Raw genomic sequence first — 13635 nt, forward strand, 5'->3', positions numbered from 1 at the left:
GTCACACGGGCGCCCCTCTCAGTCTCCGTCGCCCACGACCGACTTGGACACGAGCCGCCCGTCGGCGAAGCACAGGCGGTAGCCGTCGGACGACAGGAAGCGCGTGCTGTAGTACACGCAGTCCTGGCCGCGCGGCGTCGCGGGTGCGCCGTCCGGCGGGCCGTCCCTGGTGAAGTTCGGCAGCCGGGACTCCACTGCGTCGCGCGGCTCCCCGGCCGTCAGACCGTCGTACACCCCACGGTCGAGGACCGAGAAGACGGAGCTGATCAGGCTGAGGGGGATCATGAGCAGCAGGATCCCGGCGAGGACCGCGAGCGGGGCAAGGACCGCCTGGGCGAGCCGCCGTCTGATCTGCCGCCTGGCCTGCTCCAACTCCCGGGCGGACGTGGTCGGCCGGGGTGCGTCGACGGCGCGCGGGGCGGCTCCCGCCGCGGGCAGCTCGGCGGCCACCTCGAAGCCGCCGTCGTCCGTGGGGTCCGCGCGCAGTGTGCCGCCCGCCAGGCGCACCCGCTCGTCGAGGCCGACCAGGCCGCTGCCGCCCGACGCGACCCCGGGCAGGCGCCCCGCCGCGGCCGGATCGTTCCGCACCGTCAGGCGCAGGGTGTCGCCGTCCCGCGTGAGGCGGACCCGCACCGCCGCGCCGGGCGCGTGCTTGGCCGCGTTCGTCAGGGACTCCTGGAGCACGCGGTGCACGGCGAGTGCGACCATCGGCGGCAGGCCGTCCGTGGCCCCCGACCCTTCGAGCGTGACCTCGACCCCGGAGGCCCGCGCGCGCTCGACCACGGCGTCCGGGCTCTCCTCCGAAGGCTCCCTGGGCGGCACTTCGTCGTCCGCCCGCAGCACGCCGATGATCTCCCGCAGCCGTTCGGTCGCCGCCCCTGCCGCCTCGCGCAGTTCGCCGACGGCCGCCTGCTGGCGGGCGTCGAGGGTGGGATCGACCTCAAGGACGCCCGCCTGGACCGCGATGAGCGTCAGGTCGTGGCCGAGCGAGTCGTGCATGTCGCCCGCGATCCTGGCCCGTTCGCGGATGCGGGTGCGGTCCGCGACGGCCTGCTGCTCGTGCTCCATGTGCTCGGCGAGCCGCCAGCCGGTGGCCATCAGGTCGGCGTACTGGCGGCGGTAGCGGCCGATCAGCCAGGGCAGCACCGCGCCGATGAGCAGCGTCAGGAGCATCGACGGCCAGTCCCACAGATCGCTCGACACGACCGCGCACAGCACGAGCCCGGCCACGGCGACCGCCCCGAAGAACCACAGCGCGGGGCGCACCGCGACGCTGCGGCTGCCGGCGAGATACCCGAGGACGGCAAGCGCCGCCCAGTACACGGGCGTCAGCATCTCCGGGTCCGTCATCAGACTCAGTGCGACGGGCACGGCGAGCGCCACCAGCGGCCACCGCCTGCTGACCGCCACGGCGCCCCCGAGCAGCGGAACGCCCACGGCCGCCACGACCGCGTCGGGTCCGTCAAGGTCGATGGCGGCCGAGACCGGCGGTGCGCACACCACAAGCCACAGCCCGATGTCGAAGAGCCGGGGAAGCCAGCCGTGTACGCCGCGCATCCGCCAAGCATCGCCGATCACCCCTGCCCGGCGCCCCTGACGAAAGTAGGGGATCGCCTCGCGGCGCCCGGCTCACTCCTCGCCGACGAGTCCCGCCTCGTACGCCAGGATCGCGGCCTGCACGCGGTTCTTGAAGCCGAGACGGGCGAGGACCTGGCTGACGTACGCCTTCACCGTGCCCTCGACGACATGCAGCCGCCCGGCGATCTCCGCGTTCGACAGACCGGCCCCGACCAGCGCGAGCACCTCGCGTTCACGCGCCGTCAGCTCGTCGACGCGGGCCCGCGCGGTGGCCTGCTTGCCGAGCTGCCCCGCGCCGAGGCGGGAGATGACCCGCCGCGCGATCGACGGGGAGAGATACGCGCCGCCCTCGGCGACGGCCTGGACCCCGGCGATCAGCTCGCGCGGATTGCCGGACTTGAGGAGGAAACCGGCCGCTCCCGAGCCGAGCGCGCTCGCGATGTACTCGTCCTCGGAGAACGTGGTGAGCATCGCCACTGCCGTCCCCGGCGCGGCCGTGTGCAGTTCGGCCGCGGCCTGCAGGCCGTCGAGCCGGGGCATCCGGATGTCGAGGAGGCAGACGTCCGGGCGGTGCTTGAGCGCGAGGTCGACCGCCTCGCGGCCGTCGGTCGCCTCGGCGACGACCTCGATGTCATCGGCGGTGCCCAGGATCGCCCGCACCCCGGCCCGGATCATCGCCTCGTCGTCGGCAAGCAGCACTCGGATCATGCGAGCACGCTACCCGGCCGCCGTGGACCGTGAGGGGAGTGCGCCGGGGACCTTACGAAAGGGCCGGGGACCTGACGAAAGTGCCGGGGTCCTTACGAAAGTACAGGGCAGGTGCTGACCAAGGTCCCCTGTCCCCGGCCGCGCCGCTTCGTAGCGTCCCTGTCATCACCGCTCACGCGACCGAACGCGTGGGCACGGACAGGGACCTGGGGAACGATGCTCACGCTACGGAGCCTGACCAAGAGATACGGCGAGAAGACCGCCGTCGACGCGCTGTCCCTGGAGGTGGCGCCCGGGAAGATCACCGGATTCCTCGGGCCGAACGGCGCCGGCAAGTCCACCACGATGCGCATGATCCTGGGCCTCGACCACCCCACATCGGGCACCGCCCTCATCAAGGGCAAGCGGTACGCCGACCACACGCATCCCCTCAGGGAGGTCGGCGCGCTCCTGGACGCCAAGGCGGTGCACCCCCGGCGCACCGCGTACAAGCACCTCCTGGCCATGGCGCGCAGCCACGGCATCCCCGCACGCCGCGTCGACGAGGTGCTCGACGCCACGGGGCTCGGCGATGTGGCGGGCAAGCAGGCGGGCTCGTTCTCGCTGGGCATGGGGCAGCGCCTCGGCATCGCGGGAGCACTGCTCGGCGACCCGGAGGTCCTGATGCTCGACGAGCCGGTCAACGGGCTCGACCCGGACGGCGTGCTCTGGATCCGCGGCTTCCTGCGGTCGCTCGCCGCGCAGGGCAGGACGGTGTTCGTCTCCAGCCATCTGATGAGCGAGATGGAGGTCACCGCCGACCGGCTTGTCGTGATCGGCAGGGGACGGCTCATCGCGGACGCGCCGATGGAGGACATCCTCGCGCGCGGCTCCCGCGACGCGGTCCGCGTCCGCGGGCCCGAGGCCCAGGGCCTGCACGCCCTTGCGGGGCGGCTCGCACCGGAGGCGCACGACGTCCAGCGGGTCTCGGCGCACGAGCTGGTGGTGACGGGCCTGACGCCCGAGCGCGTCGGCGATCTGGCCCACGAGAGCCACGTACGACTGCACGAACTGCGCGCCGTCGAGGCGTCACTGGAAGAGGCATACATGGAACTGACCGCAGGCAGCGTCGAGTTCGGGGAGGCACGGCCGTGAACGGCATCCAGACACCCGCAGGGGGCGGCCGGGCGCCGCTGCGTACGGCAGGCGGCGGCCTTCGCGGGGCCGTGGCCGCCGAGTGGACCAAGCTGTTCTCGCTCCGCTCGACCTGGTACTTCCTGCTCACGGCTGCCGCCGTGATGGGGGTGACGGCCACGTGCGTCGGTGTGGTCACCCATGACGCGGGAGCGTCGGTCGCCGACCCCGCGACGCTCGCCACCGTCTACGGCGTCGAGTTCGTCGTCGCCGGCCTCGCCATGCTCTGTGTCACCGGCGAGTACGCCACCGGCAGCATCACCCACACCCTCCAGTGCGTGCCGGACCGCGCACGCCTGATGATCGCCAAGAGCCTCACGGTGGGGGCCGTCACGTTCGCCGCCGGGATCGTGCTCGCCGTGCTCGGGACCGTGGCGGGTGCGGCGGCCCTGGAAGAGTCGACGTCCGATGGCGCGCAGGTGGCGGGCCGGGTGTTTGCGGTCGCCGTTCACCTGATGCTCATGAGTGTCCTGACCGTCGGCCTCGCGGCCATCGTGCGCAGTTCAGCCGGGGCCATCACCGTGCTGTTCGTGCTGCTGCTCATCGTGCCGACGATCCTCCAATCGATTCCCCTCGACTTCCTCACGAACCTGGCGCAGTTCCTGCCCCAGGCGGCGGGCACGCAGTTCCTCACGGCCGACGCGGATCTCTACGGCCCCGCGACCGGGCTGCTGCTCCTCGCAGCCTGGACGGCCGCCTCCCTGACCTTGTCCACGGTGATCCTCCGGCGCCGCGACGCCTGAGCCACTCCCCGAACGGAGACCGGATCTGTCATGCCCTCGACATCAGCTGCCTCGACGCCGACCGCTCCCGCCACTCCCACCGCTCCCGCCATGCCCACCGGCCCCGCCGTCTCCAAGGCGTACGTCACCTCCATCGCCGACTCCCAGGAGCAGATCCGGGCCGCGCAGCGCCTGCGCTTCCGTGTCTTCGGCGAGGAGATGGGCGCCACGCTCCACACCTCCCTGCCCGGCCACGACGTGGACCCCTACGACGACCTCGTGGACCACCTGATCGTCACCGACACCACCACCGGCGAGGTCGTCGGCACCTACCGCCTGCTGCCTCCCGGGCGGGCCCAGCGGTCCTACTCCGACAGCGAGTTCGACCTGCGCGCGCTGGAGGGGCTGCGGTCCTCCACGATCGAGGCGGGCCGCTCCTGCGTGCACCCGGACCACCGCTCCGGTGCGGTGATCAACCTGATGTGGTCGGCGCTCGCCCGCTACGTCCTGCTCTCCGGCCACCGCTATCTGGCGGGCTGCGCCTCGGTGCCGCTGTCCGACGGCGGCAGGGCGGCGTCGAGCGCCTGGCTGCTCGGCACGTCCAAGCACGCGTCGCCGCCCGAGCTGCGGGTGCAGCCCCGGCGACCGTGGGTGCCCACCGCGCCGACGGTGGCCGGCCGGCCGACCTATGCCGATCTGCCGCCGCTCCTGAGGGGGTACCTGCGCCTCGGCGCGTGGATGTGCGGGGCACCTGCCCACGACCCCGAGTTCGACGTCGCGGACTTCTTCGTCCTCCTCGACATGGACCGGCTGGGCGACCGCTACCGCCGCTACTTCCTGGGGGAGACGCCGTGAGCCCCGCGGGAGCCACGGGCGCGCTGTGCACCCCGGCCTGCGTCACGGGCCGGGCGCCACGGGTGCCGCGGGCCGAACTGGTCCGCCGGTACGCGGCGTTGTCGTACGAGATCGGCCTGGGCGTGGCGCAGGGCGAGGGGCTCGCCGAGCCCCACGCGCTGCGGGAGCGGGCCCGGGGGATCCTGGGCGCGCTCGGCGTACGCATCGAGGAGGAGCCGCGGAGGCTGACGGCGGACGGTCCCCGGCCCGGCACGGTGAACGGTCCGCGGTCCACCGTGAACGGCCCGCGGCCCGGCACCCTGATCGTCGCCAATCACATCTCCTGGCTCGACGTCGTCAGCCTGCTGGCCGTCGAGCCCGTGACGGTCCTCGCCAAGCGGGAGGTCGGCCAGTGGCCGGTCATCGGCACGCTGGCCCGGCGGGCCGGGTCCCAGTTCATCGACCGCGACGGGCTGCGTCAACTTCCGCATGCGGTGGCCGATGTGGCGTCGACCCTGCGCTCGGGCCGCTCCGTCCTCGTCTTCCCGCAGGCGACGACCTGGTGTTCCGTGTCCGGCGGCCGGTTCCGCCGGGCCACCTTCCAGGCGGCGGCCGACGCGGGCGCGCCCGTGCGGCCCGTGACCATCCGCTACTACCAGCACGGCACCCGAACCACCACGGCCGCCTTCCTCGGTGACGAGACCTTCGGGGCCTCGCTGCACCGTGTGGCCCGCGCCCGTGGACTGACCGTGCGGGTCACCGCGCACGCTCCGCTGCACGGGTCCGACCGCCGGGAGCTGGCCGCCGAGGCCCAAGCGGCCGTGGGTGCCGATGAGATGCCCGCTCATGTCTGAGCCGCCCGCTCATGTCTGAGCTGCCCGAGTGACTCTGGGTTCTCAGGAGACTTGGAGGGGCCTGGCTCGCGTCACCTCGCGGACATGTACCACGGCGTCGAACCACTCCGCGAGGGAGCCGCCCGACAGGTGGTGGTCGGCGTCCTCGCGCGCGTCGTAGAAGGGGCCGACGACACGGGTCATGGCCGGGGCGCCGAGCCAGGCGTCGACGGCCGCGGGGCGCCGCGCGCGCAGGTCCAGGGAGTACGCGGGCAGGTCCGCCGCGCCGAGCAGCGCTTCGGCGAACCGCAGGGGCGGAACGGGGTAGTCGGTCCCGTGGTGGAAGGTCAGCCCGACGGACGCGTAGCCGCTGCCGAAGTGCTCGCGCAGGTGGCCGCCCAGGTTGCGGTGGCTCCGGGGCGCAGGGGAGGAGAGCGACCGGGGGTCGCCGACGGCCGTGTGGGCGAGGCCGCCCCAGTAGACGGTCTTCCGGCGGGTGCGTTCGTGCCACCGGATCGTCTCGTCGGCCATGGCCCGCTCGATCTCGGCGAGACCCGCGCCGGGCGGCGGCGACTGCGAGGACGGCACGGCCAGTTGGACCGGGTCGTGCGGGTCGCGTTCGTTGTGGGCGCGCATCCAGCGCAGCACGTCGAGGATCTCCCCGGTCCGCCAGAAGGAGCGGGCCCCGGAGAGCAGCGCCTCCGGATCGCCCGCCCCGGTCAGGACGTACGCGTCGAGGCCGAGCCGTGCCGGATCATCCCCTTCGAGGACGAGGGACCTGAACCCGTGCTCCTCGACCAGAAGGCGCAGCATCCGGTGCTGGAGGACGGACAGTTCGTGCGTGGCACGGGATCCGACACCGAGCGCGACGATCTCGGCATCCGCCACCGCGTCGGCCAGTGGCCGCAGATCGTCCAACGGGGCTTGGGTGTCGAGGGAGGTGAGGGGATGGGCTTGCTGGGTCAGCCAGTCGACGGCGGCTTCGGTGGCTGCTCCTGATGTCCTGTTCATGGGGCCAGCCTCATTCCTGAAGTTCGGTCGAGGTCAAGCGTCTCGTGCGTCGCGGGAACTGGGGCTCCTCCGCGGCCGACTCCTGAACAGGCGCGGGCGCGACGGATCCGCGCTGTCGCGTTCACGAGTGTCAGGAGAGCGGCGATGAGCGATCGCCCCCAACTGCCCCTGCTCTGCGGGTTTCTCGCGCTGCTCGCGGTGATCTTCGCGGTGTCGTACGCCGTGGGGGAGGCCGTCGGCCCTGTCGCACCGGGGATGCAGCGGACCGAGACCGAGACGGACAAGGGGCCCGGCGACGGCGGTGGCGGCGGGTCTCATGGGGGCGGCGGCATGGGCGACATGCACTCCGGCGGCGGCCGATGAGCGGGGCCGCGGCCACCGGAGCGGACGCTGACGTCATCACCGATCTGACCGTCGGCGGGATGACCTGCGGTGCCTGCGTGGGCCGCGTCGAGAAGCGGCTCGGCAGACTGGACGGCGTGAGCGCGGTGGTGAACCTGGCCACCGGGCGGGCCCGGGTGACCCATCCGAGCACGGTCCCCCTCGGCGAACTCGTCGCGGCGGTGGAGCGGGCGGGTTGCACGGCGGAACCCGTCCGGCAGCCGGAACCGCTCCCCGAGCCCGCGCATGGAGGGCCGGAACAGGCGCGAGGTGAACAGTCAGAAGGAGAGCAGGCGCAAGGAAAGCAGGCGCGAGGCGAACGCGACCGCCTGCTGATCGTGGCCCTGCTCGCGGCCCCCGTGCTCATCCTCTCGATGGCGCCCGCCCTGCAGTTCCGCAACTGGCAGTGGCTGTGCTTCATGCTGGCCGCACCGGTCGCCGTCTGGGGCGCCTGGCCCTTCCACGCCCGCGCGCTGCGGGGCCTGCGGTACTCGGCGGCGACCATGGACACCCTCGTCTCGCTCGGCGTCGTCGCCTCGTTCGCCTGGTCCTCGTACGCGCTCTTCCTCGGCGGTGCGGGCGACCCCGGCATGCGGATGCCGTTCAGCCTGCTGCCGTCCGCGCCGGACGGGGCCGCGCACATCTACCTCGAAGCGGTGGTCGCCGTACCGCTGTTCGTCCTGACGGGGCGGTATCTGGAGGCGCGCGCCCGGCGGGGGACGGGTGCCGCGCTGCGCTCGCTCGCGAGCCTGACCGTCAAGGACGTCGAGGTCCGCGACGGCGACACGGAACGGCGCATCCCTCTCGCCCGCCTCCGCGTGGGCCAGAGCTTCGTCGTGCGCCCGGGGGAGCGGGTCGCCACCGACGGGGTGGTGCGGGAGGGCAGTTCGGCCCTGGACCTCTCCCTGATCACAGGGGAGAGCGAGCCCGTCGAGGTCGGCCCCGAAACGCCGGTGACCGGTGGTGCCGTCAACGTCGGCGGGCTGCTCCTGGTGCGCGCCACGGCCGTCGGCGCCGACACCCGGCTCGCCCGCATCACCCGTCTGGTCACCGAGGCCCAGGCCGGCAAGGCGCGCGCCCAGCGGCTCGCGGACACGGTGGCGGGCGGGTTCGTGCCGGTGGTGCTCGCGCTGGCCGTCACGGTGCTCGGCTTCTGGCTCGGCGCGGGAGCCGCCCCGCAGTCCGCCGTGACGGCGTGCGTGGCGATCCTGGTCGTGGCCTGCCCCTGCGCGCTCGGCCTCGCGACCCCCACCGCCCTGCTCGCCGCCACGGGCCGCGGAGCCCGACTCGGCGTCCTGGTGCGGGGCCCGCGGGCCCTGGAGACCCTGCGGGACGTCGATGCCGTCGTCCTGGACAAGACCGGCACGCTCACCTCCGGGCGGATGAGCGTCGCCCGCGTCACCGTGACGGCGGACGGGTTCGGGCGCGAGGAGGTACTGCGGCTCGCCGGTGCGGTGGAGCGGGGCGCGGAACATCCGCTGGGCCGGGCGGTCGTCGCGTACGCGGGGCGTCCGCTGCCGCAGGTGACCAAGTTCCACGCCACGCCGGGCGTCGGGGTGAGCGGCCGCGTCGAGGGCCGCTTCGTGGAAGCAGGCGCTCCCGAGGGCGAGTTGCCCCAAGAGCTGTCCCGGGCGCTTGCCGCCGCCGAAGCCGCAGCGCACACCCCGGTCGTGGTCCGCGTGGACGGCACGGCCCAGGCCCTGATCGCGATCGGCGACGTCGTGCGCCCCGGAAGCTACCGAGCCGTCGACCGGCTCCGCCGCCTCGGCGTACGTCCCGTGCTCGCCACGGGTGACCGCGAGCCGACCGCCCGCGCGATCGCCGCCGACCTCGGCATCACCGAGGTCCACGCACGCTGCACACCCGAGGGAAAGGCCGACCTCGTACGGGAGTTGAGGGAGCAGGGCCACCGTGTCGCGGTCATCGGGGACGGCGTGAACGACGCGGCGGCCCTCGCGGGCGCGGATCTCGGCATCGCGATGGGCGGCGGCACCGACGCGGCCATCGGGGCCGCCGATGTCACGCTCGTACGCGGCGACATCGAGACCGTCGCGGACGCGGTCCTGCTGGCCCGGCGCACCCTGCGCACGATCCGGACCAACCTCGGCTGGGCCTTCGGCTACAACGTGGTCACGGTGCCCCTGGCGGCGGTCGGCCTCCTCAACCCCATGGTCGCGGCGGCCGCGATGTCGGCAAGCTCGCTCCTGGTGGTGGGCAACAGCCTGCGGCTGCGCACCTGGCGGCCGCGTCCGGCGCGGGCACGGAAGGGCGGCACGCGATGAGCGAGGACTTCCGGTCGGCGGCCCGCCGCCTCCGCGCACCCCTGCTCGCGGCGCTCGCCCCCGTCACGGCCTGTGCCGTCGCGCTCGGCGGGCTCACCACGTGGGTGGGCGCGGGCGGTGCGGGCAGGCCCGCGCGGATCGAGGTCGGGGCGGGGCGGGTGTTCCTGCCCTACGGGGACACGAGGGACACCTCCGCGTACTTCCGCATCACCAACAGGGGCGGATCGGCGGACCGCCTCACCGGCATCACCTCGGACTCCCGGGCCGCCGACCAGACCATGCTGGGCCGCCACCGGACCACGGAAGGCCGGGCGGCCTACATGAGCGGCGCCGCATCGGCGGAGGTCCCGGCGCACGGGACCCTGACGATGTCGCCGCTCGGCACCAACGTGATGCTGCGGGCGCGCGGCCGGTGGCAGGCGGGCGACACGGTGCCCTTCACGCTGCACTTCCGGGACGGGGGAAGCATCCGGGCCGACGCGGTCGTGGTCCGGCCGCGCTAGCGGTCCTCACCAGAGGTCGGAGCGGAGAGCCGCCCAGTTCCCTCGGGTCGATGTGCCGTGGCTCACACGCGCGGGGCGGGTGAGCGGTCCGGGTTCATTTCGCGTACCCCTCCGTGAAAGGAGGGGCGCGAATGCAAAGATGGCCCCGCCATGACTGACGGGTGGTGTTCTCGCGCGGTACGGGCTGCGGTGTTCGCCGCCGTCTGTGTACTGCTCGCTGCCCTGGGGCACGTGTTGATGTCCGGAGCCTCGGTGCCCTCGTGGACGCTGGGTGCCGGAGCCGTCGCGGTCGGCGGCACGGCGTGGACGCTGGCCGGGCGCGAGCGCGGGCTGGCGCTGGTCGTCTCCGTGACGGTGGCCGCGCAGGCCGCGCTGCACTCGGGGTTCTCCCTGGCGCAGGCCGCCGCGCAGCCCGCGGGCGGAGCCACGCTCGGGCGGCGGTGGGTGCAGCACATGCTCTGCGCGGCGCCGATGGACGCCGACCCGGCGGGGGCGGGCCAGGGCTCGGCCATGGCGGCGCCGATGACCGCCTCGGGGACGACGCCCATGCCCTCGGCCGCCTCTTCCATGGAGCACATGGAACACATGGGCGGCGGCCACGACATGAGCGGCATGTCGCCGACCGGCATGCTCGCCGCCCACCTTCTCGCCGCGCTTCTCTGCGGCCTCTGGCTCGCGCACGGCGAACGCGCGGTCTTCCGCATCGCGCGCGCCTTCGCGGGATGGCTCGTCGCGCCGCTGCGGGTGCCTCTCGCACTGCCGGCGCCCGCCCACCGTCCCCGCATCCGGCGTCATCGCCACCGTGCGGCGGGCCGGCCGCGGCAGTTGCTCCTCGTGCACGCCATCACTTCTCGGGGTCCGCCCGCGGGGACCGCTGTCGCCTGACAGCCGGCTCCCCGACGCCGTTCCCGCGCGCCGCATCGCGCGCGGCCGGGCGGCTCGGGCATCGGTCGTACGCACTCGCGTGCGGCCGTACCCCCCTCACCGGATACGCCGGACGCACGTGGACACGGCGTATCCGGGTCCCGGATCCCGAGAAGGACACCAGGTGATCATTCCTGCCCTGCCCAGCTCACCCGACGAGTCGATAACGGCCTGGGCGCTCGCCGCCCGCGCCGGAGACCCCGAAGCGGTCGAGCACTTCGTACGCGCCCTGCACCGGGACGTCCGCCGGTACGTGACATACCTCGGCGGCGACCCGCAGGCGGCCGACGACCTGACGCAGGACACGTTCCTGCGGGCCCTCGGCAGCCTGCACCGCTTCGAAGGGCGCTCGTCCGCCCGCACATGGCTGCTCTCCATCGCCCGGCGCGCGGTGATCGACAGCCTGCGGCACGCCGCGGCCCGGCCCCGTCTCTCCGACACGGACGACTGGCAGTCCGCCGCGGAGCGGGCCCAGCCCCGAGGGCTGCCGGGCTTCGACGACGGCGTGGTCCTCGCCGACCTGCTCGCGACGCTGCCCGACGAGCGGCGTGAGGCCTTCGTCCTCACCCAGCTCCTGGGGCTGCCCTACGCGGAGGCCGCGCTGCTCACCGGCTGTCCGGTGGGCACGGTCCGCTCGCGTGTGGCGCGGGCCCGCATCGCGCTGATGGAACGGCTGCGGGAGGCGGAGCGCCCCGCGCTGGCGGGCGCCGCGGCCTGACGCGCCGCCCTGAGGCCGCCCGGTGGAGACGCCGGGCGGCCGTCAGCCGGTGCGGGCGGCCAGCTCCGCGCGCGCCGCCCGCACCTCGTCCACGGCCTGCTGGTGCCCGCCGTCGGCCGCGCAGCGCTCGGCCCGGTCGAGGAGGGCGCGGGCGCGGTCCGGATCGGCGGGCGTCCGCACCCGGGCGAGCGCCGTGAGCGCGAACGCCAGGACCGTGCCGCCGAACGGCTCGGCGAGACCGACGGCCGCGTCCGCGAGCTGCTCCGCCTCGTCCACCTCGCCGAGCAGCAGATGGATCTCGGCGAGATTGGCGCGCTCGAAGGCGGTGGCCGTGGGCCGCCCGGCCTGCTCGGCGAGGGTGAGGGCGCGCCGCCCGTGGCCGAGCGCCTTGCGGTGCAGCCCCGCGCGGCGCGCGTTCTCACGCAGGACGGACAGGACGGTGGCGAGGAGGGCCGGGTCGCCGGACTCCTCGGCCGGTGCGAGCGCCTGCTCGGCGGGCCCGATGGCGTCTTCGTGGCGCCCCAACAGACCGTGGCAGATCGCCTGTTGGGCCAGGCAGCGCGCGAGCAGGGTGCCGTCCGCGTCCGGCCCGAGCGCCACGTGCGCGACGCGCGCCGCAGCGAGCCCCGCCTCGTACCGCCCCTCGTGGAACAGGATCATCGACTCCGCCATGCGGTGCGCAGCGCGCACGTCCGCCGCGGCGTCCGGGTCCGGCGGGTATGCGTCGAGGATCGTGCGGGCCTCCCGGGGCGTCGCGGTGTGGGCCAGGATCTCCGCGAGGCGGGTGGCCGTCAACGTACAGGCGTCGGCGCTGCGTTGGAGTTCGTATGCCGCGAGCGCCTCCCGCAGGACGCGGACCGCCTCGGCGTAGCGGCCGGAACGCTCCAGGGTGCGGGCCCAGTCCACGCGCACCCGTGCCGCGTCCGCCTCGGGCTCGGCGGGCCGGTCGAGCGCCGCGCGGTGGAGCTCTGCCGTCTCGGGGCCCGGACGCGCTCCCGGGTCGGCGGCGTCGATGGCCTGCGCGCACAGCTCGTACTGCCGGATCGCCGCGCGCCGCATCCCCTGCCGCAGCCAGGCTCTGATCAGGACGCGGTGGGCCCGTTCGTCCGCGGGGGCGGACTCCAGGAGGAGGCGGGCGCTCGCGCAGGCCTGCTGTGCCTCGCCCGCCGCGAGCTGTGCCTCCGCGAGGGCGAGCACGACCCGGTCGCGGAGCTCGGCGATGCGGGTGCGGTGCGGTTCGGCCCAGGGGGCGTAGCGGTCCTCGGGGAGCAGCTCACCGGTGAACGCCGCCAGCGCGGCGGCCAGTTGGGCCGTGTCGCCGTCGATCAGAGCGCTTTCGGCCACGGACCGGGCGCGGTCCGTGTCGACCTGGACCGCGCCCGGGGCCAGGCGCAGCAGCGCCCCGTCGGTCACCACGTACGAGGAAGCCGACCGGGGTGTCAGCTCGGGTTCGAGGGCGTGGCGTGCCGTGTGCACCGCGACGCGCAAGTTCCGCTGCGCGGCAGGGAGTTCCGCGTGCGGCCAGCACGCCGCCATGATGTGCTCGCGGTGCAGCTGGTGCCCCGGAGCGAGGGCGAGCAGTTTCACCAGCGTCCGGGCGCCGGGGCGCGGCCACCGCTCGGCGGGCTGCACACCGCCGACCCGCTCCGCACGGAAGCCGCCGAGCAGCTGGATGCGGAGCACGGGGGGAGAGGTGCAGGGGCTCCCCTGAGTGTCGTACGCGTGTGCCGTTCCGCCCGTGCCGCCCATGAGGGCAGTCACTCTAACTGCTCACTCCCACCGGCCTGTTACCGGCGCATTACTGGCCGGATCGCGCCCCTCGTCGCCCCACGTCAGACGGGTCACGCGCACCCGATCACGTCGACTTCGCCAGGCCGCCCGCGCGCTCACGAGAACGCGTTGACCTGCGGAGAAAGCCTCCCGAAGATATTGCCGATCACAGCTGCCGTCCCCTGTGTCCCCTCTCTG

At 74.2% G+C, this 13635-nt stretch carries 13 protein-coding genes; 9 read left to right on the forward strand and 4 right to left on the reverse strand.

Annotated elements, in window-relative coordinates:
• Window positions 1-18: 18 nt before the first annotated feature.
• Window positions 19-1557, reverse strand: a complete 1539-nt coding sequence (locus AC07AG_RS37760) for a sensor histidine kinase (RefSeq protein ID WP_478761162.1) — start codon at window positions 1555-1557, stop codon at window positions 19-21.
• Window positions 1558-1629: 72 nt separating this feature from the next.
• A complete protein-coding gene (locus AC07AG_RS37765; protein WP_478761164.1) occupies window positions 1630-2286 on the reverse strand; it encodes a response regulator in 657 nt (218 codons plus the stop codon).
• 216 nt (window positions 2287-2502) lie between these two features.
• On the opposite strand from AC07AG_RS37765, the gene AC07AG_RS37770 reads away from it, so the two are divergent.
• From AC07AG_RS37770 to AC07AG_RS37785, 4 genes are read left to right on the forward strand one after another with little or no spacing between them, the layout of a single operon-like run.
• A complete protein-coding gene (locus AC07AG_RS37770) occupies window positions 2503-3420 on the forward strand; it encodes an ABC transporter ATP-binding protein (RefSeq protein ID WP_478761165.1) in 918 nt (305 codons plus the stop codon).
• The gene (locus AC07AG_RS37775; RefSeq protein ID WP_478761166.1) at window positions 3417-4202 is read left to right on the forward strand and encodes an ABC transporter permease; all 786 of its coding nucleotides are present in this window, start codon (window positions 3417-3419) and stop codon (window positions 4200-4202) included. Before AC07AG_RS37770 ends, AC07AG_RS37775 begins: the two co-directional genes overlap by 4 nt.
• A gap of 30 nt (window positions 4203-4232) precedes the next feature.
• Window positions 4233-5036: a GNAT family N-acetyltransferase gene (locus AC07AG_RS37780; protein WP_478761167.1), complete on the forward strand. Its 804-nt coding sequence runs from the start codon at window positions 4233-4235 to the stop codon at window positions 5034-5036.
• Window positions 5033-5869 carry a lysophospholipid acyltransferase family protein gene (locus AC07AG_RS37785; protein ID WP_478761169.1) on the forward strand — a complete coding sequence of 279 codons (837 nt, stop codon included), beginning with the start codon at window positions 5033-5035 and terminating at the stop codon, window positions 5867-5869. Before AC07AG_RS37780 ends, AC07AG_RS37785 begins: the two co-directional genes overlap by 4 nt.
• Before the next feature lie 42 nt (window positions 5870-5911).
• On the opposite strand, the gene AC07AG_RS37790 is transcribed toward AC07AG_RS37785, so the two are convergent.
• Window positions 5912-6859 (reverse strand): erythromycin esterase family protein, encoded by a 948-nt coding sequence (locus tag AC07AG_RS37790; protein WP_478761170.1) that lies wholly within the window; start codon window positions 6857-6859, stop codon window positions 5912-5914.
• A gap of 144 nt (window positions 6860-7003) precedes the next feature.
• Here AC07AG_RS37790 and AC07AG_RS37795 point away from each other — a divergent pair, with 144 nt between their 5' ends.
• The 5 genes from AC07AG_RS37795 (at window position 7004) to AC07AG_RS37815 (ending at window position 11667) form a co-directional block, all read left to right on the forward strand.
• Window positions 7004-7222, forward strand: coding sequence for a hypothetical protein (locus tag AC07AG_RS37795; RefSeq protein WP_478761171.1), 219 nt, complete (start codon window positions 7004-7006; stop codon window positions 7220-7222).
• Window positions 7219-9522: a heavy metal translocating P-type ATPase gene (locus tag AC07AG_RS37800; protein ID WP_478761172.1), complete on the forward strand. Its 2304-nt coding sequence runs from the start codon at window positions 7219-7221 to the stop codon at window positions 9520-9522. Before AC07AG_RS37795 ends, AC07AG_RS37800 begins: the two co-directional genes overlap by 4 nt.
• The gene (locus tag AC07AG_RS37805) at window positions 9519-10025 is read left to right on the forward strand and encodes a copper chaperone PCu(A)C (RefSeq protein WP_478761174.1); all 507 of its coding nucleotides are present in this window, start codon (window positions 9519-9521) and stop codon (window positions 10023-10025) included. The genes AC07AG_RS37800 and AC07AG_RS37805 overlap by 4 nt, the downstream gene beginning before the upstream one ends.
• A gap of 150 nt (window positions 10026-10175) precedes the next feature.
• Window positions 10176-10910 (forward strand): hypothetical protein, encoded by a 735-nt coding sequence (locus AC07AG_RS37810; protein ID WP_478761176.1) that lies wholly within the window; start codon window positions 10176-10178, stop codon window positions 10908-10910.
• Between the two features lie 163 nt (window positions 10911-11073).
• On the forward strand, window positions 11074-11667 hold the full coding sequence (locus AC07AG_RS37815; protein ID WP_478761178.1) for a sigma-70 family RNA polymerase sigma factor: 594 nt from the start codon (window positions 11074-11076) through the stop codon (window positions 11665-11667).
• Window positions 11668-11709: 42 nt separating this feature from the next.
• On the opposite strand, the gene AC07AG_RS37820 is transcribed toward AC07AG_RS37815, so the two are convergent.
• The gene (locus tag AC07AG_RS37820; RefSeq protein WP_478761179.1) at window positions 11710-13428 is read right to left on the reverse strand and encodes an AfsR/SARP family transcriptional regulator; all 1719 of its coding nucleotides are present in this window, start codon (window positions 13426-13428) and stop codon (window positions 11710-11712) included.
• Window positions 13429-13635: the final 207 nt, after the last annotated feature.

Source organism: Streptomyces sp. NPDC044044 (assembly GCF_056434405.1).

Excerpts from the sequence above, each read along its gene's own strand:
- AC07AG_RS37770 (WP_478761165.1), top strand. The coding sequence starts at position 2,503 with ATGCTCACGCTACGGAGCCTGACCAAGAGATACGGCGAGAAGACCGCC.
- AC07AG_RS37795 (WP_478761171.1), top strand. The coding sequence starts at position 7,004 with ATGAGCGATCGCCCCCAACTGCCCCTGCTCTGCGGGTTTCTCGCGCTG.
- AC07AG_RS37765 (WP_478761164.1), bottom strand. The coding sequence starts at position 2,286 with ATGATCCGAGTGCTGCTTGCCGACGACGAGGCGATGATCCGGGCCGGG.
- AC07AG_RS37800 (WP_478761172.1), top strand. The coding sequence starts at position 7,219 with ATGAGCGGGGCCGCGGCCACCGGAGCGGACGCTGACGTCATCACCGAT.
- AC07AG_RS37760 (WP_478761162.1), bottom strand. The coding sequence starts at position 1,557 with ATGCGCGGCGTACACGGCTGGCTTCCCCGGCTCTTCGACATCGGGCTG.
- AC07AG_RS37790 (WP_478761170.1), bottom strand. The coding sequence starts at position 6,859 with ATGAACAGGACATCAGGAGCAGCCACCGAAGCCGCCGTCGACTGGCTG.
- AC07AG_RS37810 (WP_478761176.1), top strand. The coding sequence starts at position 10,176 with ATGACTGACGGGTGGTGTTCTCGCGCGGTACGGGCTGCGGTGTTCGCC.
- AC07AG_RS37780 (WP_478761167.1), top strand. The coding sequence starts at position 4,233 with ATGCCCTCGACATCAGCTGCCTCGACGCCGACCGCTCCCGCCACTCCC.
- AC07AG_RS37805 (WP_478761174.1), top strand. The coding sequence starts at position 9,519 with ATGAGCGAGGACTTCCGGTCGGCGGCCCGCCGCCTCCGCGCACCCCTG.